This is a genomic window from Streptomyces sp. NPDC085866 (assembly GCF_044541035.1).
Classification (GTDB): domain Bacteria; phylum Actinomycetota; class Actinomycetes; order Streptomycetales; family Streptomycetaceae; genus Streptomyces.
In genome coordinates this window covers 258,142-280,635 of record NZ_JBITSQ010000011.1, presented here as the reverse complement: position 1 = coordinate 280,635, position 22,494 = coordinate 258,142, and the positions used below count along the sequence as shown (strand labels likewise).

17 protein-coding genes, 4 tRNA genes and 1 other RNA gene are annotated in these 22,494 nt (G+C 71.7%); 11 read left to right on the top strand and 11 right to left on the bottom strand.

Annotated elements, in window-relative coordinates:
- Positions 1-170 precede the first annotated feature (170 nt).
- The 8 genes from ACIF83_RS28505 (at position 171) to ACIF83_RS28470 (ending at position 4,679) form a co-directional block, all read left to right on the top strand.
- Positions 171-488, top strand: a complete 318-nt coding sequence (locus tag ACIF83_RS28505) for an Lsr2 family protein (RefSeq protein WP_031164632.1) — start codon at positions 171-173, stop codon at positions 486-488.
- A gap of 156 nt (positions 489-644) precedes the next feature.
- A tRNA-Gly gene (locus ACIF83_RS28500) sits at positions 645-716 on the top strand.
- Positions 717-798: 82 nt separating this feature from the next.
- Positions 799-871, top strand: a tRNA-Gly gene (locus ACIF83_RS28495).
- A 127-nt stretch (positions 872-998) separates the two neighbouring features.
- Positions 999-1,937: an ABC transporter ATP-binding protein gene (locus ACIF83_RS28490; RefSeq protein ID WP_393474328.1), complete on the top strand. Its 939-nt coding sequence runs from the start codon at positions 999-1,001 to the stop codon at positions 1,935-1,937.
- Complete coding sequence (locus ACIF83_RS28485; RefSeq protein WP_399731095.1) at positions 1,934-2,713, top strand: ABC transporter permease; 780 nt, start codon at positions 1,934-1,936, stop codon at positions 2,711-2,713. Before ACIF83_RS28490 ends, ACIF83_RS28485 begins: the two co-directional genes overlap by 4 nt.
- Positions 2,714-2,727: 14 nt before the next feature.
- On the top strand, positions 2,728-3,969 hold the full coding sequence (locus ACIF83_RS28480; RefSeq protein ID WP_399731092.1) for a sensor histidine kinase: 1,242 nt from the start codon (positions 2,728-2,730) through the stop codon (positions 3,967-3,969).
- Entirely contained in the window at positions 3,966-4,580 is a 615-nt protein-coding gene (locus ACIF83_RS28475; protein WP_393474337.1) for a response regulator, read from the top strand. The genes ACIF83_RS28480 and ACIF83_RS28475 overlap by 4 nt, the downstream gene beginning before the upstream one ends.
- Positions 4,581-4,603: 23 nt before the next feature.
- Positions 4,604-4,679, top strand: a tRNA-Gly gene (locus ACIF83_RS28470).
- Positions 4,680-4,724: 45 nt separating this feature from the next.
- Here the strand turns inward: ACIF83_RS28470 and ACIF83_RS28465 are convergent.
- The 6 genes from ACIF83_RS28465 to ffs form a co-directional block, all read right to left on the bottom strand.
- The gene (locus ACIF83_RS28465) at positions 4,725-5,624 is read right to left on the bottom strand and encodes a phosphoribosylaminoimidazolesuccinocarboxamide synthase (RefSeq protein ID WP_393474340.1); all 900 of its coding nucleotides are present in this window, start codon (positions 5,622-5,624) and stop codon (positions 4,725-4,727) included.
- Positions 5,625-5,716: 92 nt separating this feature from the next.
- The gene (locus ACIF83_RS28460) at positions 5,717-7,213 is read right to left on the bottom strand and encodes a N,N-dimethylformamidase beta subunit family domain-containing protein (protein WP_399731089.1); all 1,497 of its coding nucleotides are present in this window, start codon (positions 7,211-7,213) and stop codon (positions 5,717-5,719) included.
- 232 nt (positions 7,214-7,445) lie between these two features.
- Entirely contained in the window at positions 7,446-9,296 is a 1,851-nt protein-coding gene (locus ACIF83_RS28455) for a hypothetical protein (protein ID WP_399731086.1), read from the bottom strand.
- 276 nt (positions 9,297-9,572) lie between these two features.
- The gene (gene purD, locus ACIF83_RS28450; protein ID WP_398140610.1) at positions 9,573-10,892 is read right to left on the bottom strand and encodes a phosphoribosylamine--glycine ligase; all 1,320 of its coding nucleotides are present in this window, start codon (positions 10,890-10,892) and stop codon (positions 9,573-9,575) included.
- A gap of 177 nt (positions 10,893-11,069) precedes the next feature.
- Positions 11,070-13,349 (bottom strand): DNA polymerase III subunit gamma and tau, encoded by a 2,280-nt coding sequence (locus ACIF83_RS28445; protein WP_399731083.1) that lies wholly within the window; start codon positions 13,347-13,349, stop codon positions 11,070-11,072.
- Positions 13,350-13,408: 59 nt separating this feature from the next.
- Positions 13,409-13,507, bottom strand: an RNA gene (gene ffs, locus ACIF83_RS28440) — signal recognition particle sRNA small type.
- A gap of 97 nt (positions 13,508-13,604) precedes the next feature.
- Here ffs and ACIF83_RS28435 point away from each other — a divergent pair.
- A tRNA-Ser gene (locus tag ACIF83_RS28435) sits at positions 13,605-13,692 on the top strand.
- 248 nt (positions 13,693-13,940) lie between these two features.
- On the top strand, positions 13,941-16,292 hold the full coding sequence (locus ACIF83_RS28430; RefSeq protein ID WP_399731080.1) for a sulfatase-like hydrolase/transferase: 2,352 nt from the start codon (positions 13,941-13,943) through the stop codon (positions 16,290-16,292).
- Between the two features lie 24 nt (positions 16,293-16,316).
- On the opposite strand, the gene ACIF83_RS28425 is transcribed toward ACIF83_RS28430, so the two are convergent.
- The 3 genes from ACIF83_RS28425 to ACIF83_RS28415 all read right to left on the bottom strand — a co-directional run bounded on the left by ACIF83_RS28425 (position 16,317) and on the right by ACIF83_RS28415 (position 19,750).
- Positions 16,317-17,174 (bottom strand): formylglycine-generating enzyme family protein, encoded by an 858-nt coding sequence (locus ACIF83_RS28425; protein ID WP_399731076.1) that lies wholly within the window; start codon positions 17,172-17,174, stop codon positions 16,317-16,319.
- Positions 17,175-17,363: 189 nt separating this feature from the next.
- Positions 17,364-19,049, bottom strand: a complete 1,686-nt coding sequence (locus ACIF83_RS28420) for a SulP family inorganic anion transporter (protein ID WP_399731073.1) — start codon at positions 19,047-19,049, stop codon at positions 17,364-17,366.
- A 116-nt stretch (positions 19,050-19,165) separates the two neighbouring features.
- Entirely contained in the window at positions 19,166-19,750 is a 585-nt protein-coding gene (locus ACIF83_RS28415) for a hypothetical protein (protein ID WP_399731070.1), read from the bottom strand.
- Positions 19,751-19,968: 218 nt separating this feature from the next.
- On the opposite strand from ACIF83_RS28415, the gene ACIF83_RS28410 reads away from it, so the two are divergent.
- A complete protein-coding gene (locus tag ACIF83_RS28410; protein ID WP_393474363.1) occupies positions 19,969-20,190 on the top strand; it encodes a hypothetical protein in 222 nt (73 codons plus the stop codon).
- 301 nt (positions 20,191-20,491) lie between these two features.
- On the opposite strand, the gene gcvH is transcribed toward ACIF83_RS28410, so the two are convergent.
- Positions 20,492-20,875, bottom strand: coding sequence for a glycine cleavage system protein GcvH (gene gcvH, locus ACIF83_RS28405; RefSeq protein ID WP_393474365.1), 384 nt, complete (start codon positions 20,873-20,875; stop codon positions 20,492-20,494).
- 235 nt (positions 20,876-21,110) lie between these two features.
- Positions 21,111-22,370 carry an MFS transporter gene (locus ACIF83_RS28400; protein ID WP_393474368.1) on the bottom strand — a complete coding sequence of 420 codons (1,260 nt, stop codon included), beginning with the start codon at positions 22,368-22,370 and terminating at the stop codon, positions 21,111-21,113.
- Between the last annotated feature and the right edge of the window lie 124 nt (positions 22,371-22,494).

Below are 22,494 nucleotides of genomic sequence, written 5' to 3'. Positions count from 1 at the left end.
AAGTTCCACGGGTCCGCCACGACGCCTATTGCACTGGGACACGCTGACGGATTTAGTCGGGCTTCACTTTGCAATGCCGGGCACTGTACAAATGAATTGGCAATAGCCGATACTCGGCACGTCATCGCCGATGAGCTGTATCGACGTGCCGCACGAAGGGACCGATATTCGTGGCGCAAAAGGTCGTGGTCACTCTCTTTGACGACATCGACGGCTCGGAAGCGGCGGAAACGATCGCCTTCGGACTCGACGGCAAGTCGTACGAGATCGACCTGAACGAAACCAACGCCAAGAAACTGCGCAAGGCGCTCGCGCCCTACGTGGAGGCCGGCCGCAAGCGCTCGCGCTCCGGCAAGGCGTACAAGCAGACGGAGGTCGCTCCCGACCCGGCGGCCGTCCGGGCCTGGGCCCAGGCGAACAAGATGGACGTGCCGGCGCGCGGACGCATCCCGAAGAAGGTCTACGAGGCGTTCAGCGCCGCGCAGTGAAGCCCGCGAAGGGGCGGTCCTCAGGGTTCGTCAGCGAGCCCTGAGGACCGTGCACTTGGCCGCGCCGGGAACCGACTTGCGCTACCCCCCTGCTGATCAGCTAATGTCTGGGACACGCCGAGGGGCGAGGCCGAAAGGCCGGATCCCACGGACCGTGCGGGTGTAGTTCAGTAGTAGAACATCCCCCTTCCAGGGGGAAGGCGCAGTGTGCGATTCCTGTCACCCGCTCTGGCACCGGCCGTCACGACCACTCATGTGGATCAGGTAGGCTGGTGCTCGCACCGATCGGTGGGAGCCGGTCGGGAGCAGTGCGGACGTAGCTCAGTTGGTAGAGCGCAACCTTGCCAAGGTTGAGGTCGCGAGTTCGAGCCTCGTCGTCCGCTCGGGAATGAGACCCCGGTCCATTTGGACCGGGGTCTTTTCGTGTGCCCTGCACCGTCTGACATTTGTCATGCCGGGTGATGACACCGCGCACTGCTCTTCCGGCCCGCACGCCGGGACGCTGAAGGCATGAACACCAACGGACACGAGCACGTGATCGAGGTCACCGACCTCAGGCGTGTCTACGGGGGCGGGTTCGAGGCCGTACGCGGAATCACCTTCTCCGTGGCACGCGGGGAGATCTTCGCCCTGCTGGGCACCAACGGCGCGGGCAAGACGTCGACGGTCGAACTGCTGGAAGGCCTCGCGGCACCGGCCGGCGGCCAGGTCCGCGTCCTCGGCCACGACCCCTACCGGGAGCGGGCCGCCGTACGCCCGCGGACCGGGGTGATGCTCCAGGAGGGCGGCTTCCCCTCCGACCTGACCATCGCCGAGACCGCCCGGATGTGGGCGGGCTGCACCAGCGGGGCGCGAACCGAGGCGGAGGTGCTGGAGCTGGTCGGGCTGGCCCGGAAGGCCGACGTACGGGTCAAGCAGCTGTCCGGTGGCGAGCGGCGGCGGCTGGACCTGGCGCTCGCCCTGCTCGGCGACCCCGAAGTGCTGTTCCTGGACGAGCCGACGACCGGGCTCGACGCCGAAGGCCGCCGGGACACCTGGGAGTTGGTGCGCGGGCTGCGGGCGGCGGGCACGACCGTGCTGCTCACCACGCACTACCTGGAGGAGGCGGAGGGCCTCGCCGACCGGCTCGCCATCCTGCACGAGGGGCGCATCGCCACCTCCGGAACCCCGGCCGAGGTCACCGCGGGCCGGCCCTCCCGGATGTCCTTCGAGCTGCCCGACGGCTACTTCCTCGGCGATCTGCCGCCCCTCGCCGACCTCGGCGTCTGCGGGCACGAGAGCGACGGCCGCCTCGTACGGCTGCGCACCCGGGAGCTGCAGCGAACCGCCACCGGGGTGCTGGCCTGGGCCGAGCGGGCCGGGGTCGAGCTGCGCCGGCTCGATGTGCGCTCGGCCTCGCTGGAGGAGGCGTTCCTCGGGATCGCGCAGGAGCAGGAGGTCATGGCATGAGCACCCCCGTCTGGGCACCGGCGGGCCGGCGGCTGCGGGCGCTCGCCCGCGCCGAACTCGCCCTTCTCGGCCGCAACCGCGGCGTCGTCCTCACCGCGCTCGTCATGCCGCTCGCGCTGCCGTTCAGCGTGCGTCCGGCCCTCGACCAGATAGACCTGAAGAAGGAAGGGCTTTCCATCGGCGCGGTGATGATGACGGCCGCGGTCGGCTTCTCCTTCCTCTTCGCCGTCTACACCTCCCTGGTCAACGCCTACGTCGCCCGCCGCGAGGAACTCGTCCTCAAGCGGCTGCGCACCGGCGAACTCTCCGACGCCGAGATCCTCACCGGCACCGCCCTGCCGGCCGTCGGCCTCGGCCTCGCCCAGGCCCTGCTGCTGTGCGCGGGCTGCGCGGTGCTGCTGCACACCGGAGCCCCCAAGGCGCCGTACCTGACCCTGCTGGGGCTGGTGGCGGGGCTCGTGCTGAGCGCCGCGCTGGCCGCGCTCACCGCGACCTTCACCCGAAGCGTGGAGAGCGGACAGGTCACCGCGCTGCCGCTGGTGCTCTTCTCGATGATCGGCTCCGGCATCGCGATCCCGACCGAGGTACTGCCCGACCGGCTCGCCTCCGTCTGCGAACTCCTTCCGCTGTCCCCCGCGATCCGGCTGGTCCGCGCGGGCTGGACCGGCCAGTTGAGCGCGTACCAGGTGCTGGGCGCCGTGGCGACCGCGCTGGCCTGGACCGTCGTGGCGGTGTTTGCTGTACGGCGGTGGTTCCGGTGGGAGCCGCGGCGCTGAGCACGGGGGCACACATGGTCGGGCGGATACGGCGGTGGCAGCAGCGGCACTGGGGAGAGCGGAGCAAGGCCGAGCGGGTCGAGCTGTACAGCGTCCTCACCTGGTACTGCACGGTCTGGTTCATGATGGCCTGCTGGCTGCTGCTGCCGCTGGTCGGCGGTCTCGCCCTCCGGCCCGTGGCGGTCGTCCTCGGCGCCCTGGTCGCCCTCTTGGGGATCCTGCAGTGCGCCCTCTCGAACAAGCTCACCAGGACCGCGCTCGACCACTACCTCGGGCGCGCCGAGCTGCCGGCCGGCACGTACCGCACCCCGGCCGTCCTGCTGGGGCTGGCCCTGGCGCTGCTCGTGGCGCTCGCCGGGCTGGACGCGGCCCCCCCGATGGCGATCCGGTTCTCGATCGGCGGCCTGCTGCTGCCGTTCGCGCTGCTCTACGGGCTCACGGTCCCGGTCGGGGTGTTCCTGCGCCGGTCGGCGGTGTTCACGGTCCTGCTCACGGCTGCCGTCGGGCTCGCCGACCGCGACGGCGTCGGCCTGGTGGCGACCGCCGCGATCATCGTCTTCCAGGCGGTCTTCGCACTGCTCGCGGGCCGCTGCGGCGCCTGGACCCTCGCCGTGCTGTGGGAGGCGGAACGCGCCCGGGAGATCGAGGCCCGGCTCGCCGTCGCCGAGGAACGGCTGCGCTTCGGCCGGGACCTGCACGACGTGCTGGGGCGGAACCTCTCCGTCATCTCGCTGAAGAGCGAGCTGGCCGTACAACTCGCCCGGCGCGGGCGGCCGGAGGCCGTGGAGCAGATGATCGAGGTGCAGCGCATCGCCCAGGAGTCGCAGCGGGAGGTGCGGGACGTCGTACGCGGTTACCGAGAGGCCGATCTTCTGGTCGAACTCGCCGGGGCGCAGGGCGTGTTGACGGCCGCCGGGATCGTCTGCGAGGTACGCGCCGAGGCCGACGGACTGCCCGCCGAGGTGCAGTCCGCGCTCGGCTGGGTGGTGCGCGAGGCGGCCACCAACGTGCTGCGGCACGGGGACGCGGGGCGGTGTGCGCTGAGGCTGCAGGTGCGGGAGGGGCGTGTGGTGCTGACGGTGGAGAACGACGGGGCGGCGGATCCAACTGGCAGCGGCGGCTCGGGACTCGCCGGGCTGCGGGAACGGCTGGCCGCCGTGGACGGGACGCTGGAGGCCGGGCTCGTCGGCAAGGACCGGTTCCGGCTGGTGGCCGAGGTACCGGTGAAACAGGAAGTGAGCGGAGTCGCCTCATGAGCAGCCCGGTACGGCTGTTGCTCGCCGACGACGAGCATCTGATCCGGGGCGCGCTGGCCGCCCTGCTCTCACTGGAGGACGACCTGATCGTCGTCGCGGAGGCGGCGAGCGGGCCGGAGGCGCTGGCGATGGCGCGGGCACACGAACCCGACGTGGCCGTGCTCGATCTCCAGATGCCGGGCGCCGACGGTGTGAAGGTCGCCACATCTCTGCGCGCCGAACTGCCCGGCTGCCAGGTACTGATCGTCACCGGTCACGGTCGGCCCGGGCACCTGAAGCGGGCGCTCGCGGCCGGTGTGCGGGGGTTCGTCCCGAAGACGGTGAGCGCCCTGCGGCTCGCCGAGATCATCCGGACCGTGCACGCGGGAAACCGTTACGTCGACCCGGAGTTGGCCGCCGACGCGATCTCCGCCGGGGACTCCCCGCTGACCGCGCGGGAGGCCGAGGTGCTGGAGCTGGCGGCCGACGGCGCGCCGGTCGCGGAGATCGCCGAGCGGGCCGCGCTGTCGCCGGGAACCGTACGGAACTACCTCTCCTCGGCCGTCACGAAGCTCGGTGCGGAGAACCGCCATGCGGCAGTGCGTCTCGCACGCGCCCGAGGTTGGGTATAGTTGGCCTCGCGCCACGGCGCAATGCGGACGTAGCTCAGTTGGTAGAGCGCAACCTTGCCAAGGTTGAGGTCGCGAGTTCGAGCCTCGTCGTCCGCTCCACAACGAAGGCCCCCGGTTCTCACCGGGGGCCTTTCGCGTCAGGCCCTAGGCCCAGCCGGTGCCCGTCAGGCGCTCGTACGCCTCCACGTACTTCGCCCGGGTCGCGTCCACGACGTGCTGCGGCAGCGGCGGCGGGGGCTGCTCGCTCCTGCGGTCCCAGCCGGACTCGGCCGAGGTCAGCCAGTCGCGGACGAACTGCTTGTCGTACGACGGCTGCGCGCGGCCCGGCTGCCACTGGTCGGCCGGCCAGAAGCGGGACGAGTCCGGGGTGAGGACCTCGTCGGCGAGGACGAGCGTGTCGCCCTCGAAGCCGAACTCGAACTTGGTGTCCGCCAGGATGATCCCCCGGTCGCGGGCGATGTCCCGGGCGCGGGAGTACACGGCGAGGGTGGCCTGGCGCAGCTGGGCCGCGGTCTCGGCGCCGACCTGGCGGGCGACCTCCTCGTAGGAGACGTTCTCGTCGTGCTCGCCGACCTCGGCCTTGGTGGCCGGCGTGAAGATCGGGCCGGGCAGTTCCGAGCCGTCGACCAGGCCTTCGGGGAGGGCCAGGCCGCAGACGGTCCGGGACTCGTCGTACTCGACCAGGCCCGAGCCGGTGAGGTAGCCGCGGGCCACGCACTCCACCGGGACCATCTTCAGGGACTTGCAGACCAGCGTGCGGCCCGCCCAGTCGGCGGGGGCGCCCTCGGGGAGCTCGGTGCTCAGCACGTGGTTGGGGGCCAGGTCGCGCAGCTGGTCGAACCACCACAGGGAGAGCTGGGTGAGGACGCGGCCCTTGTCGGGGATCTCCGTGGGCAGCACCCAGTCGTACGCGGACATGCGGTCGCTGGCGACCATCACGAGGTCGCCCGCCTCGTTCTGGTACAGCTCGCGCACCTTTCCGGTGTGCAGGTGCACCAGGCCCGGAACCTGGATCGGCTCGGGCTTTTCTACGAATCCGGACACGGTTCCTCCCCGTGGTTCTGTCCAAGTGCCTCGATTCTCCCTTATGGGGGCGATCGGTTTCGGCCAGGGGGGCGGTGGAGGTCCGCCGGGGCTCAGTCCCGTTTGCAGATGCGGTCCAGCAGGTTCGCCGTGGCCCGCTGGATGCGGGGGTCCACATGGCCCGGGCGGTCCAGGGACGGGGACCAGGCGAAGGTGCCGGAGGCGAACACCCAGGCGCCGGAGGGAGCGCGGTAGAGGGAGGTCTCCTGGTGGCGCAGGACGCCGTCGTTGTCGGTGTAGGGGGAGTGCGCGAGCAGGATGCGCTCCTCGTGCTCGGGCAGCGGGGTGCGCGGGAAGTAGCGGTCGGCCTCCCCGGCGACCAGGCCCTCGATCTCGTCGCCCTCGTGCGCGCCGGTCGCCTCCCACAGCCAGTGGCCCGCGTTGCGGACGATCAGCGGGTACGGCTCGGGGACCCGGCCCGCGTACTGGATGCCGACCAGCTGCTGCTCGGGCCGGTCGATCTCGCGCCACAGCACCGGCTTTCCGGGGCCCTTGCGCTTGCGGCAGGTCAGCAGCCGGTCGGGGACGCCGGACGGGGAGGGGCCCAACTCCACCTGCCAGTACATGGTGTTGGCGGAGAGGAAGACCAGTGAGGTGCCGCGGTCGCGGGCGTCCTCGACGGCGCGGCGCATCGGCACCGACCAGTACTCGTCGTGACCGGGGAAGACCAGGCCCCGGTACCGGCTGGGGTCGACGCGGCCGGCGTGCAGGTCGCGCGCGTCGGCGTAGGCGAGGTCGTAGCCGTAGCGCTCGGCCCAACGGATGAAGTCGTAGGCGTGGCCGACGTGCAGGGGCAGGCCCGCGCCCGCGTACGGGCGGTCGAAGGAGACCGTGGTGGCCGCGTCCGCCTCGCCGAGCAGGCTGCCCTTCTCGTCCCAGGCGTGGTAGAGGCTGGCGCCGGTGTGGCCGTCCTCCGGGTAGAGGTTGTACGCCTGCCAGGTGATGTCGGGCAGCAGCAGGAGCAGGTCGGCGGGGTGGTCGTCGCGGACCGTGAACGGCACGTGGGAGCGGTAGCCGTCGACGGTGGTCAGGACGGCCACGTAGGCGCCGATGCTCCAGTGGGAGGGCACCTGGAGGCGCCAGGACAGCCACCAGTGGTGACAGGAGACCGTACGGTCGGCGGCCAGCGGCGTGGGCTGGACGATGCCGGAGAGCCGGGGGCTCGTGGTGATCTTGGCAGCGCCGTCGCCGCCGTAGTGGCCGATGCGGTAGATGTCCACGCTGAACTGCTGGGGCGGGTCGACCGTGATGTGGAAGTCGATCGCCGCGCCGGGCGTGACCGCGCCGGTGGAGGCGAAGCCCTTGATCTGCCGGTGCACGTCGTCGGCCGAGCGGGGGCCGGAGCCGGCCGAGCGCGGCGCGGGGACGCGAGACCGCTCCCCGGCCGGCTGCTGCGGGCTCGGGTCGACGTACCAGGGCACGACGTGTCCCGTGTCGTCGAAGTAGGTCTCACTGCCGCGCAGCCAGGGGACCGGGCCCAGGCCGAAGGGGTCCGTGACAGCGTGCGCGAGTGCTCCGGACTCCCAGCGGCGGATGTGGTCCGAGGCCATGGTCGCTCCCCTCCCTCATGCCCCCGTGTCGCTCTGACGGTGGTGCGGTGTGGTGCTCGGTCGTGCTGTCGTATGTCGCATGCGCTTGCCATGTGCGAGGTCGGTCCCCAGCACATCACATAACGCATGGGTCTGGTCACTATTCGTTGCTAATTGACCTGAAGTGGAAGACGCTTCTCCGTTACAACGCCCAGGCCGCCGGGTAGACCACGGCTTTCGGTTCTGGCCGGAATCAGACGAGCCGCACCGGCTTCTCCAGGCGTATCCCGGACGCGGCCAGCCAGTCGCGCAGCGGGCCCGGGTCTCCCTCCTCGATCAGGCTGAGCACCTTGGGGGCGAGGTCGGCGGCTCGCTCGCCGCCCAGCAGCAGGGAGGGGCCGTCGAGCCAGTCGAGACCGGGGGCCGCCCCGGCCGTGTCGACGGCGGCGCAGCACACCATCGCCGTGACGTGATCGGCGAGCAGGTCACGGGCCGTACGCGGCGGCTGCAACGGGAACAGGGGGAGCGCGCCGTCGTCCCACAGGGCGCTGTCGGGGCCCTGGCCGGCGGCGGTCGCGCCTCTCGGCACGGCGGCCTCCTCGCGGGCCAGCGCGGCGGTCAGGACCGCGGCCAGGGCGGCGCTGCGTTCTGTGCCGGGGTCGGTGTCCTCGGGCGGGTCCGCCTCGGCTTCGCCTCCGGCGGGGATTCGGTCCGCACCCGCACCGCCCGCGCGGATTCCGTCGTCGGGTGCGGGTGGCCCCGGTGGGGGGTACTCGCCGTCGGCGCCCAGCGGGATGTCGTGGGTGCTTGGCTCGGTCAGGTGGTCCAGGACGCGGGCCAGGGTGGGGCCGGCGGGCTCGGGGGCCGCAGGGTCGGCGGTGGTGCGCACGCCCAGGGAGTCCAGAACGCGGTGCAGGCGGGCCGCGTCGGCGCGCCAGGTGCGGTCGACGACCTCCTCCGGGTACGCCTGCCAGTCCACCGGGGCCCAGTCCGGGCCGCACTCGGCCGGGCCGCCGTGGAAGAGGCGGGCGGCGAGCAGGGAGGCGGCCTCGTCCACCGTGCCCGGCTCCTCCAGGAGGTCGCAGGCGGGACGCTCGCCGAGGCGGGAGGCGAAGCCCTCGGCCAGCCGGTCGCGCCGGGACAGCTCGGTGAGCGCGGCCACGACGCCCGCGTCCAGCCGGGCGGGCCAGCGGCCCATCCGCCAGGCGGGCAGCGCCACCCGGGTCAGCAGCCGGTCCCAGCCCGCGTAGGCGAGACCGACCTGCTCCTGGGCGACGATCCGCAGTCCGTAGTCCACGGCCTGCGCGCGCTCGGCCGCCGCCGCCGCGACCCCGCGCTCCATCAGGGCCGCGTGCTCGCGGCAACCGCGCAGCATCAGCCGGGCGACCCAGCCGACGGCCGCGCACACGGCCCGGGTGAGCGGGCAGCGGCCGGGCGTCGAGGCCACGCCGACCGCCGCGTCCAGACCGCGCACGAAGCGGCGGGCGGCGGCTATGTCCGGGTGCGCGGAGGGGCCCGTACCGGCGACGACCGGGGCGAGGACCGCGCGCAGCTCGCCGACGCGCATCCACCACAGGAACGGGGAGCCTATGACGAGGACCGGGGCGGTGACGGCTCGGCGGTGGGCGCCGAAACCGGATCCCTGGCCGGGGCCCGCCAGCTCGTCGTGCACCGGTCGCGGGGGCGGGCCGTGGGCCGGGTGGGTGCGGTCCTCCAGCCAGCTGTCGCAGTCCGGGGTGAGCGCTATGGCCGAGGGCGCGGGGACTTCGAGCCGGTCGGCGAGGTCGCGCACCAGCCGGTACAGGTCCGGGGCGGAGTCCTCCGGGATCGGGACCGTGGGGGTCACGGCGGGACGGGCACGGGCCACGACCAGGGCGATACCGGCGGCGGCCAGCAGCACGACCACGGCCAGCACGCCCACGACCCAGCGGGCGGCGGACCAGACCGGGCCGACGAAATGGCCGGTGGAACCGCCGGTCAGCAGGATCACCTCGGCGGCCGCCGGCAGCACGGCCACGGCCAGTGCCCGGCCACGGATGCGCAGCACGGCGAGGGCCCGCGAGCGCGCGGCCTGCGCACCCACCTCCACACCGATTCCGGTCACGAGCGGACCTCACCCCCTCCCTGCGGATCCCAAGCTGTCCTGGCGTTGCTCACTCCCCCACTGTGGCACCCGCCACCGACATCGCAATGCCGGTGGGCCAAGTGCCGGAATGCTTGCGCCGCACCCTAGTTGGGGCCTCGGCCTCCGTCAGCCGGATGGGCGATTGCTCACTCGATGGAATGGCTTTGGTCAGAGGTGGATGACAGGCAGCAAAGATCAGGCCCCGGATTCTCGTCCGGGGCCTGGGTGGGTACGGAATGCGTGCGACCGGCGGCTTTACGCCTCCGCCGACTCCCCGGCGGACTCGGCTTCCTTTGCGCCCGCAGCCTTCGCCGCGATGTCCGTGCGGTGCTGCGAACCGTCCAGGCGGACACGGGCCACCGCCCGGTACGCCCGCTCGCGGGCCGCGGCGAGGTCCTCGCCGGTCGCCGTGACGGACAGCACCCGGCCGCCCGCGCTGACGATCGCGTCACCCTCCCGCTTCGTCCCGGCGTGCAGGACGTAGGCGTGCGGGGCGTCCTCGGCGGCCACCTCGTCCAGGCCCGTGATGGGGTCGCCGGTGCGCGGGGTGCCGGGGTAGTTGTGCGAGGCGATGACCACCGTGACGGCCGCGTCCTCGCTCCAGCGCAGGGGCTCCAGGTCGTCGAGGGTGCCGTTCGCCGCGGCCAGCAGGACACCGGCCAGCGGGGTCCTCAGGCGGGCCAGCACGACCTGGGTCTCGGGGTCGCCGAAGCGGGCGTTGAACTCGATGACCCGGACGCCGCGCGAGGTGATCGCGAGCCCGGCGTAGAGCAGACCCGAGAAGGGCGTGCCACGGCGGCGCAGCTCGTCCACCGTCGGCTGCAGCACCGTCTCCAGCACCTCTTCGACCAGCTTCGGGTCCGCCCACGGCAGCGGCGAGTACGCGCCCATGCCGCCCGTGTTCGGGCCCTCGTCGCCGTCCAGGGCGCGCTTGAAGTCCTGCGCGGGCTGGAGCGGCACGACGGTACGGCCGTCGGTGATGGCGAACAGGGACACCTCGGGCCCGTCGAGGAACTCCTCGATGACGACTCTCCCCCGCTGCCCGGAAGGCGCGGGAGGTGCCCCCACGCACCCGGCGGCGTGGGCCTTGGCGGCCTCGAGGTCGTCCGTGACGACGACACCCTTGCCGGCGGCCAGCCCGTCGTCCTTGACGACGTAGGGGGCACCGAAGGCGTCGAGGGCCTCGGCGACCTCCTCCGCCGTGGTGCAGACGTACGACCGGGCCGTGGGCACCCCGGCCTCCGCCATCACGTCCTTGGCGAAGGCCTTGGACCCCTCGAGCTGCGCGGCCTCCCCGGAGGGGCCGAACACCGGGATGCCCGCCTCGCGCACGGCGTCGGCGACACCGGCGACCAGCGGGGCCTCCGGGCCGACGACGACGAGGTCGGCTTCGAGCCGCCCGGCCAGCGCGGCCACGGCCTTGCCGTCGAGCGCGTCGACCGGGTGCAGCTCGGCGACCTCGGCGATGCCGGCGTTGCCGGGGGCGCAGTGGAGCGCGGTGACGTCGGGGTCGAGGGACAGGGAGCGGCACAGGGCGTGTTCGCGGGCGCCGGTACCGATGACGAGGACCTTCACGGGGGTCAGCCTAATGGCAAGGTTGCCGAAGGTCGGGGGGCGGGGAAGCTGTGCGTTCCTACGAACGGGGTGGGTGCCGGTGTGGGTCCCTGCCCGGGGGCTGTCGCCCCCAGACCCCTGCTTCGGCCTGAACGGCCTCGTCCTCGAACGCCGGACGGGCCGCTCCCGTCCACGCGCCTACTCGTTCGAGAACTCCTCCACCACCGTCGCCCCCAGCTCCCGCACGATCAGTTCGTGGCCGGACATGGCCGACTCGTTGAGGTCGGGGTCGTCGTCCTCGGGGATGTCGTCCTCGGGGGCGACGGGGGGCGGCTCGGGGGCCGAGACCGGCTGCGGGGCAGCGGGTGCCTGGTACTGCGGCTGGGCCGGGGCGGGTCCCTGGGGTGCGGCGGGCGCGGGGGCCGACGGCTGGGGTGCCGCGGGGCGAGGTGCGGAGGGGGCGCCGTAGCCACCGCCGGCGGGCGCGCCGCCGTAGCCACCGCCACCGCCACCGCCGAAGCCCGCGGAACCACCGGACGGCAGGGGCGCCGAGCCGCCCGAGGGGTCGACGACCGCCTCGATCTTCCACTGCACGTTGAACTGCTCGGCCAGGGCCTGCCGCAGCACGTCCTCGCTGCCGCTGCTCGCGAAGTTGTCGCGGGCGCCGGCATTGACGAAACCGAGCTGGAGGGTGGTGCCGTCGAAGCCGGCCACCTGGGCGTTCTGGCTGAGCAGGATCCAGGTGAAGCGGCGGCGGTTCTTGACGGCCTCCAGGATGTTCGGCCAGAGCATCCGGGGGTCGAGGCCGCCGGTGGGAGCGGCGGCCGGAGCCGGGGCCGGGGGTGCCGACGGGGCAGCAGGTGCCTGGTACTGGGCCTGGGGCTGGGCAGGCGCGGGGCTCTGCGGGGCGCCGCCCGCCGGCGCGGCCGTGGGCCAGCCGCCGGGGCGCCGGCCGCCGCCGGCCTGGGCCGCGGTGGGCCAGGCGCCGGGGGCGGGAGCGGCGGGAGGAGCCGAGGCTGCCGTCGGGGCAGGGGTTGCCGGGGCAGGGGCAGCCGGGGCAACGGCCGCCGGAGCGGTCGCCGGGGGTACCGGCGTCGGTGCCGGGGCGGGCTCAGGGGCCGTAGGCGCCCCTGCAGCCGGGCCACCGGAGCCGCTCGGGCCGACTGGTCCACCCTGCGCACCCGGGGCCCGTACGGCCGCACGAGCGGCGGCGGGCCCACCGCCGGGCGGCACGGGCGCACCGCCCTGGGGCATGCCCGCGTGGGCCTCGGGTCCGGGGACGTACCCCATGGCGGGTGCGGCGCCCGCGCCCACGAAGTTGACGCCGCGCTCGAGCCGGTCGAGGCGGGCCATCACGGACCGCTCGTCCCCGTAGGCCGCGGGGAGCAGGACGCGGGCGCAGATGAGTTCGAGCTGGAGACGGGGCGAGGTGGCGCCGCGCATCTCGGTGAGGCCCTCGTTGACGAGGTCCGCGGCGCGGCTCAGCTCGGCCGCGCCGAAGGTGCCGGCCTGGGCCTGCATGCGTTCCAGGACGTCGGCCGGGGCGTCGATGAGCCCCTTCTCCACCGCGTCCGGCACGGCGGCGAGGATCACCAGGTCCCGGAGCCGCTCCAGCAGATCGGCGACGAAACGACGCGGGTCGTTGCCCCCCTCGATGATCCGGTCCACGACCTCGAAGGCGGCGGCGCCGTCGCCGGTGGCGAAGGCCTCGACGACGGAGTCGAGGAGCGAGCCGTCGGTGTAGCCGAGGAGGGAGGTGGCCATGGCATAGGTCACACCTTCTTCCCGTGCACCGGCGAGGAGCTGGTCCATGACGGACATGGAGTCACGCACGGAGCCGGCGCCGGCCCGCACGACGAGCGGCAGCACACCCTCCTCGACGGGGATGTCCTCCCGCCGGCACACCTCGGACAGGTAGTCCCGCAGCGTCCCCGGGGGCACCAGCCGGAACGGATAGTGATGCGTACGCGACCGGATCGTCCCGATGACCTTCTCGGGCTCGGTGGTGGCGAAGATGAACTTGAGGTGCTCCGGCGGCTCCTCGACGACCTTCAGCAGCGCGTTGAAGCCGGCCGACGTGACCATGTGGGCCTCGTCGATGATGTAGATCTTGTACCGGCTGGAGGCGGGCCCGAAGAAGGCCTTCTCGCGCAGCTCACGGGCGTCGTCCACACCACCGTGCGACGCTGCGTCGATCTCGATGACGTCGATGGACCCGGGCCCGTTCCGCGCCAGGTCCCGGCACGACTGGCACTCCCCGCACGGGGTCGGCGTGGGACCTTGCTCACAGTTCAGGCAGCGCGCCAGGATCCGTGCGCTGGTCGTCTTGCCACAGCCACGCGGCCCGCTGAACAGGTACGCGTGATTGACCCGGTTGTTCCGCAGCGCCTGCTGCAGCGGGTCGGTGACATGCTCCTGCCCGATGACCTCGGCAAAGGTCTCCGGGCGATAGCGGCGGTACAGCGCGAGAGACGACACGCATACGAGGTTATAGGCGTCCACTGACAACCCACCCCGCCGAAGGCTTCCGCCCGGCAAACGCAAGCGCCCCCCACGCACCCGCCAGAGCCGACCTACCCTTGCTGCCTTCCGGCCCTGGGGGAGTTCAGTCAGATAGCGCCGCGTGAGGGGCTGGGCCCCACAGTACCCGATCGCGGCCCGAGCACTGCACCCGATGACGGCCTGCGGGAACGAGTTCGCGAGCACTCCCCTCGGTCATGTAATGTTTCCGGCGGAGGATTCGCCTAGAGGCCTAGGGCGCACGCTTGGAAAGCGTGTTGGGGGCAACCCCTCACGAGTTCGAATCTCGTATCCTCCGCCAGCCTCACCGGGCACGATGTCGAAGGGCCCCACCGCTTGCGGTGGGGCCCTTCGACGTTGTCCGTCGGAGAAGTTTCCAGACGGGAAAGTCGGTGTTCGGGCCCAGCTGCCCGCCGATCGGCGAGCCGAAGACGGCCGATGGGATGACCTGGCGCCCGGCCGGTCTATCGGCTCCGCCCGACCGGGGACGTTCCTCCTGGCAGAGGCCGCCACGTGCGGCGCTGGGAGAAGACTGAGGAGACACCGAGGATGGCCATTCCCTTCAAGGGCGTGATCCAGGAGGACATCCGGCAGTCGGTGCCCGACTGGGAGCCGTACAAGCAGCCGCAGGCCCCGGACGGTGCACCGAACGTCCTGTACGTGGTGTGGGACGACGTCGGTTTCGGTACTTTCGACATGTTCGGCGGGCTGGTGGAGGCGCCGGCGATGCGGCGGCTCGCCGAGACGGGGGTGAAGTTCACCAACTTCCACACCACCGCACTGTGCTCCCCGACGCGCTCGTGCCTGCTGACGGGGCGGAACGCGACCAGTAACGGCATGGCCTGTGTCGCGGAGATGACCAGTGGCTTTCCCGGGTCCAACGGCCGGATCCCGTTCGAGAACGCGAGCCTGGCCGAGGTGCTCGTGGAGCGGGGCTGGAACACCTACGCCCTGGGCAAGTGGCACCTCGTCCCCTCGGACGAGGCCAACCTGGCGTCCTCGAAGCGTCACTGGCCGCTCGGCCGTGGATTCGAGCGCTTCTACGGCTTCCTCGGCGGCGAGGCCGACCAGTACTACCCCGACCTGTTCTACGACAACCACCCGGTCGACCCGCCGTACACCCCGGAGCAGGGCTACCACCTGTCGAAGGACCTGGTGGACCGGACCATCGAGTTCATCCGGGATGCCAAGGTCATCGCCCCGGAGAAGCCCTGGTTCACGTACTTCTGCCCGGGCGCGGGCCATGCCCCGCACCACATCTTCAAGGAGTGGGCCGACAGGTACGCGGGGAAGTTCGACGACGGCTACGAGGTCTACCGCCGGATGACGCTGCAGCGGCAGATCGAGCTGGGCATCATGCCCGAGGGAACCGAGCTGACCCCGATCAACCCCCACGGGGAGCCGGAGGCCACCGGGCCTTCGGGGCAGCCGTGGCCGCTCACGGACTTCGTGCGCCCGTGGGAGTCGCTGAGCGACGACGAGAAGCGCCTGTTCGCCCGGATGGCCGAGGTCTTCGCCGGTTTCGTCTCCTACACCGACGCGCAGATCGGACGGCTCCTGGACTACCTGGAGGAGTCCGCACAGCTGGAGAACACGATCATCGTCGCGGTCTCCGACAACGGCGCCAGCGCCGAGGGCGGGCCGAACGGCTCGATGAACGAGATGAACTTCTTCAACGGCGTACCCGACGACATGGCGGAGAACCTGCGCCACCTCGACGAGATGGGCAGCCCGAAGACGTACAACCACTACCCCAGCGGGTGGGCGTGGGCGTTCAACACCCCGTTCAAGTACTGGAAGCGGTGGGTGTCGTACGAGGGCGGCATCGCCGACCCGATGATCATCGCCTGGCCCAAGGGCATCAAGCACAAGGGTGAGACCCGCCACCAGTACGTCCACGCCATCGACATCGTGCCGACCATCTACGACATGCTCGGCATCACGCCCCCGGGCGTGGTCAAGGGCGTCGAGCAGAGCCCCATCGAAGGCGCCAGCTTCCGCAAGGTGATCGAGGACGCCCAGGCACCCGAACCGCGGCCGACGCAGTTCTACACCATGCTCGGCACGCGCGGGATCTGGCACGACGGCTGGCACGCCGCGACCGCGCACCCGCCGGCGCCGTCCAACTGGAGCCACTTCGAGCAGGACGTCTGGGAGCTGTACAACCTGCGCGAGGACCGCTCCGAGAACCGCGACCTGGCCGCACAGCACCCCGAGAAGCTCGAAGAGCTCAAGCGTCTGTGGTCGGCGGAGGCCGAGAAGTACCACGGGCTGCCGCTGGACGACCGCAGCCCCATGGAGATCCTGAACACGCCCCGGCCCCAGCTCTCCAAGCCCCGGGACCGGTACGTCTACTACCCGGGCGGCGCCGGCGTCCCCGAGGTGGTGGCCGTCAACATCCGCGGACGGTCCTACACCATCGTCGCCGACGTACGGTTGGACACGCCCGAGGCCCGTGGAGTGCTCTTCTCCCACGGTGGGCGCTTCGGCGGCCACAGCCTGTACCTCATGGACGGGCACGTGCACTACGTCTACAACTGGCTGGGCCGCATGGAGCAGAAGGTCAGCTCGTCGGAGCGGGTCGGCCCCGGGGACCACACCTTCTCGGTGGTGTTCCGGGCCGGCGAGCGTGACCAGCAGGGCAGCACGCACGGCACGCTCGCCCTGTACATGGACGACCGCCAGGTCGCCCAGTCCGACATCAAGACCCAGCCAGGCAACTTCTCCCTGGTCGGCGAGGGCCTGGCGGTCGGCCGTGACGCCAGCCAGCCGGTCTCCGGCGACTACGACCCGCCGTTCGAGTTCCTCGGCGGCACGATCCGTCAGGTGGTGGTCGACGTCACCGGAGAGCCCTTCGCGGACGTGGAGAAGGAACTCATCGGCATGTTCCACCGCGACTGACAGCAGCCTCGCGCGTCGGGCACCTCATCGGCTGTCGAGGGGCCCGGCGTCCGCGGCACAGCGGAAGCCCTGGTGACCGGTGCTGCTGTCCGGGGTGCTGGAGCTGCGGGCGGCCACCCGGTAGCGGCGGCAGTAGGAGGCATGGCAGAGATACGAGCCGCCCCGGATCACCCGGGACGAGCCGAGCACCGGACCCGAAGGGTTCTCGCGAGGGCTGCGCGCGTAGTAGTCCGACGCGTACCAGTCGGCGCACCACTCCCAGACGTTGCCGCACGCGTTGTACAGGCCGTGGCCGCCGGGCGGGTAGGCGGCCACCGGGGTGGTGCCGTACCAGCCGTCAGGGCGCGTGTGGTGGTCGGGAAAGCGGCCCTGCCACACGTTCATCCGCCGCTCGCCGCCAGGCTCCGGTTCGTCTCCCCAGGGGAACACCGCCTGCTCCAGGCCGCCGCGGGCGGCGTACTCCCACTCCGCCTCGGTCGGTAGCCGCTTGCCCGCCCATGCGGCGTATGCACGGGCGTCGTTCCAGGACACGTGCACCACCGGGTGGTCGGCACGGCCGGCGAGGCCGGAGCCCGGCCCCTCGGGACGGCGCCAGCTTGCACCGTGCACCTGACGCCACCAGGGGGCTGCGGCCACGGCCCGGGTGTCGGGGAAGCCGGACGGCAGCAGCCCGGCGAAGACGAACGACCAGCCGTACCGCTCGGCCTCCGTCTCGTAGCCGGTGGCGGCCGTGAAGCCACCGAAGTCGGCATTCGAGACGGCGACCCGGTCGATCCAATAGGCGCCCACGGTCACCTTGTGGACCGGCCCTTCACCGTCTCCTGGGACCGCCCAGCGGTCCTGGGAGCCCATCAGGAAGGTGGCGGCTTCCAGACGCACCATGCCCGCTCGGTCCGGGCCGGCCCCGGGGACCGACGTCGATCGAACCGGTGCTGCGGCAGGCCCCTGCCGCGACGGGCCACAGCAGACGGAACGCACCTCGCTGTCGGACGTCATCCGGCCTCCCCGGGGAATCGACCATTCCGATTCTGGGGCAGCGGCGGCGTGGCGCGCGTGACGACACGGCGGCGGTCAGCACGCCCGCAGCGCGGCGTAGGCCTCTCCTACGGTGGGGAACGCGCGCAACTGACGAGTGGCCCCGTCCTCGTACGGGTTGGCGCGCAGGGTGGCCGTGACCGTCTCCCGAGGGCACGCGAGGACCAGCTCGCAGTGGTGTTCCCGCAGGTCAGCGGTGAGCCGGGCCAGCACCTCGGCCGCGGTGGCGTCCACGTGGAACACCGCCTCGGTGTCCAGCACGAGGTAGCGCGGATACGGCGACCGGGCCGCCGCCAGGGTCAGAATCCGCTGGTGGACGCGGTTGGCGTTGGCGAAGAACAGTGGAGCGTCCACCCGGTAGATCAGCACGTCGGGGTCGGCGGACTCGTCCGGTGCGGCCTCACGAGGCGCACCGTCATCGGTGACGGTGAGTACCGCGTCGTGGGGCCAGGCGACACGGCGGAGCAGTTGCAGCAGCGCGAGAATGACGGCCACCAGCAGCCCGTGCAGCACCCCGAGGCCCACCACCGCGACCATGGCTGCCAGCGCGAGCAGGGCCTCCGTGTGCCAGCCCCACCACAGTTCTTTGAACCCGGCGACGTCGATGAGGCGCGACGCCGACACGATGACGAGAGCGGCAAGCGCCGCCTTCGGCAGCAGCGCGATGACCGGCCCGGTGGTCAGCAGGGCGACGACCACCAAGCCGGCGCATGCCAGCTGGTACAGCTGGGAGTGCGCCCCCGAGCTCCGGGCGGAGAGGGTGCGCTGGGTGCTGGGCATCGGCGCGAAGCCACCGAGGAAGCCGGAGGCCGCGCTGGCCGCGCCGATGGCCACCGACTCTCTGACCAGGGAGACCTGCCCTTCCACGGGCCCTGTCCTGCGCAGTACGGCCACGCCCTCGATGGAGGCGACCATGGCGATCCCGGCGGCGGTGGGAAGCAGCTCCCAGACGTCCCCGGCGCTGACGTCCGGCCACGCCGGGACGGGCAGCCCACCTGAAACCCCACCGATCAACGCCACGCCATGACCCGCCAGGTCCGCCACGCCCGACACCACGATGGCGGCGACGCACACCACCGGCGTCGGGGCGGCACGCAGCACGGGCACGGCGCGCAGTGTCTTCTTCAGGACGATGAGCAGGACCAGTGACCCCACGCCCACCACGGCGGTCACCACATGCACCGTGTCCAGATGGGTGAGCACCTGCCACAGCTTCACCATGGAACGGTTGCTGGAGACGTGCACTCCGAGCAGCGGGGGCACCTGACCGGCCATGACCTGTACGGCCGTACCCGCCAGATACCCGAGCACCACCGGTCCCGACATGAAGGTGGCGAGCCCCCGCAGCCGCCCCGGGAGCAGGAGCAGAACACCGGTGAGCAACGCCAGGCATGCGGTCAACGCCACCGCCTGGTGCGCGTCCCCGTGGGCCCGGCCGCTCACAGCCGTATAGCTCATGATCGCCGTGGTCGAGGACGGGCCGACGGCCACCAGGCGGGTGGAGGTCAGCAGGGCGAACACGGCTGTCGCCGCCACCGTGGTGTACAGACCGACGACCGGGTGCAGCCCCGCCACCTGCCCGTACCCCAGGGCCTGCGGCACCAGGGTCACCGCGACCGCGAACCCGGCCACGAGATCTCCCCGCACGCCGCGCCACGAAGAGCGGCGCAACTGTCCCAGCAGGGGCACCGCGACGGACACCCGACGTCCCTTGACTGTCACCGACCCATTGTCGAGAGAGCGAAGCTCCCAGAAACGGATAGACGCGACACTGACACGATTGGCTGCCACGGCTCATCAATGACGGCTCATCATGCTTCGCATCCGCCCTTCGCACGTCAGCGTCGATGGAACGCCGGACCATGGGCGCAGCCGACAGGTGTGTTGTTGCCGCTCACGTCGAAGTCGGAGCAAGTGAGGAACAGGTAGTTGAACTTGCCCAGCAGAAAAGCCAGAACGCCGATGAGGACCGTGACAGCGACGGCAGCGAGGCGCTGGAACACCGGCAGCGCCTCGTAATCGGCCACCAGGATGCGCGCGAGCAGCCAGGTGAGCATCGGGGCCCCCAGGAGGGTCAGAACAACCTCGAAGTAGTGGAGGTAGGGAAAGCCGTGGCCCCTCGGCGCCACGATGGCCAAGGCGATCCAGACCGAGGGCAAGGACAACGCGATCCAGCCGCCCCAAGGCAGCGCACCCCTGTTCCGGAGCACCACGCCCGAGAGCAGTACGGCGGTAGCCACTGCCCAAAGACCGAGCACGCTGTCGAAGAAAACCGCGTCGTACGCACCCAGCGTGAAAGCGGGCCACCAGATCACGAGCGTCCCGGCTGCGGCCGCGGTCGCCGTGGCCCGAAGGGTGGAGTCGATCTCCCGAACATTTCGCTGCCGCCCCGGGCGCGGGGCGCGGGGTGCTTCCTCGGCCATGTGGTGTGCGTCCCCCCATGGCGAAGGCGCCCATCGCACTTTCACCGGTTCGGGTCAATAGATGCGGGGGTCAGCCACGGCCAGCGAAGGGGACCTACGGTCCGGTTTTGCCTTACCAGGTCTCGAAACCCCAGGTCAGTGGCATGAAGCGGTTGTTCCCGTAAGGATCTGTGCCGACGGCCACAGCAAACGGGACAGACGTAGGCTCATACTGAGCCATGACAAAGCCCGCTGCGCCGAAGCGTCATTTGCCCACCAGCCCCTTCAAGGCCCCGGTCACACCGGCTCCCAAGCACTTCGCCGTGGGCGACCAGGTCACCCACGACGTGTACGGCCTCGGCCGAGTGATCGGCATCGAGGACGGAATCGCGGCGCTCGTGGACTTCGGCTCGGCGCAAATGCGGATCTTGAGCCCGTACGCCAAGATGACCAGACTGTAGAACCGCTGTGCCCGGTCACGGCACACCAGGCCCCTTCAGGGACCTGCAACGAAAGAGAGTCCTCTCATCGATCTGACGTCGCTGTTTTCCGCCCTGGAGGGGCAACCCCGCCGCTCCGCTGCAGCGTCGCCGCCTCCGGCGACCAACCCCTTCCAGGCCCCTGTCTTCGAGGAAGACGAGACCCTGCCGCCGGAGGACGCACGGGAGCCCGCCTCGGGCGTACGTGCGGCGCGGCCCAAGGCGGCTTAGCACCCACATCGGCTCTCCGTATCGGCAGTGAGCCGGGCCACTGGGGCGTGGGTCACTCGCCGATCGCGGTTTTGTAGCCGGCGGCGTCGAGGAGGCTGTCGAACTCCGGCCGTTCGGACGGCTTGAGCTTGAAGATCCAGTTGTCGTAGGGCTCCTCGTTGATCAGCTCCGGGCTGTCGGACAGCTCCTCGTTGACCGCGATCACCTCGCCGCCGACCGGCGCGTAGATCTCCGTCGCGGCCTTCACCGACTCCACGACACCGGCGGCCTCGCCCGCCTCGAAGACCTTGCCGACGTCGGCCAGCTCCACGAACACGACGTCACCGAGTGCCTTCTGGGCATGGTCGCTGATGCCCACGGTGATCGTGCCGTCCGATTCCCTGCGCGCCCACTCGTGCGTATCGGCGTACCGAAGCCCAGCCGGAATGTTCGACATACGTGCTCCCCTGAAGCCGTAGATGATCAACACGGCCATCCATGCCCGGGTCCGAAGGGTGCGGGACGTGGTTTCCCCCGCATGGCTCACAAAGCGCGGGGCGGCGGTGAGGCGTTGGTCGGCCGGGGGCGGGGACGATGACGTGGACCACGCTGCCCGGCTCGGCCCCGTCGATCGCCTTGCGGAGGCGGAGCAGCCGTCGGCCGTGAAGGCCGGGGCGGGCTGCCGTCGGCCGTCAGCGGCGGTACGCGGTCGCCGCGACGGCGGGCAGGACGGCCAGGGCCAGGATCCCGGCGGTGAGGGCGAGGGTGGGGTAGCCGGCCGCGGTGGCGATGACGCCGGAGCTGATACCGCCGGTGGCGCCGGCGATCGCTATGGAGACGTCCACCATGCCCTGGGTCCTGGCGCGGGTGGCGAGGGGCACCGTGTCGGTGATGATCGCCGTGCCGGAGACGAGGCCGAAGTTCCAGCCGAGTCCCAGGAGGGCCAGGGCGAGCGCCAGCAGCGCGACGGAGTCGGCGGGGGCCAGGGCGGCGAGGATGCCGGCGGCCAGGAGAGTGAGGCCGGAGGCGGCGGCGATCTTCATACGGCCGTAGCGGTCCACGAGGCGCCCCGTGAGCGGTGACGGCAGGTACATGGCGCCGATGTGGATGGCGATGACGAGGCCCGAGGCGGCGGTGCCGTGGCCGTGGTCGTGCATGTGGACGGGCGTCATCGTCATGATCGCCACCATGACGAGCTGGGTGAGCACCATGACGAGTGCGCCCAGAACCACACCGCCTCGGCCCTCATGCGCGGAGGCCGCGGGTGTCCGCGCCCGGTCGGCCTGCTCGGTGTCGGCGAGGGCGCGGGCCGTGAGCAGCGGGTCGGGGCGCAGGCTGGTGGCCAGGACCACGGCCGCGAGAGCGTAGGCCGCTCCGGACAGCAGGAAGGGGCCGGCCAGGTTCGGGATGCCCAGGGTTTCGGCGAAGTCGCCGGTGGGCGCGGCGAGGTTGGGGCCGGCGACGCCGCCGAGGGTGGTGGCGACCAGGACCGTGGAGACGGCGCGGGCGCGGTGGGCGGGGTCGGCCAGGTCGGCTCCGGCGTAGCGGGCCTGGAGGTTGGTGGCGGTGCCGGCGCCGTAGACGAACAGGGCGAGGAACAGCAGGACGGGGCTGTCGAGTACGGCGGCTGTGATGACGCCGGCGCTGCCGACGGATCCGGTGAGGTAGCCGATGGCCAGTCCGGGGCGGCGGCCGCGGGCCTGGGAGATACGGCCCACGGCGACGGCGGCGAGCGCGGAGCCGGCGGTGAACAGGGCGCTGGGCAGTCCGGCGAGGCTGGTGGTGCCGAGCATGTCCTGGGCGAGCAGGGCGCCGACGGTGACACCGGCGGCGAGACCGGCACCGCTCAGGATCTGGGAGGCGACCAGGACGCGCAGGATGCGGCGCTGTGCCTGGGCGGCGTCGGGTATGCCGGGCAGGGAGGCAGGGGCGGCGGGTTCGGCTCGGGTCATGTCTCTCTTCCGGTGGCAGTGGGTGGCGTCAGGGGGCCGTGGTGGCGCTGCAGTCCAGGTGGACCGGTCTGCCGGCCGGCCCCGGGCGTACGGCGGTCATGCCAGGTGCCCGGCGCCGGCAGGA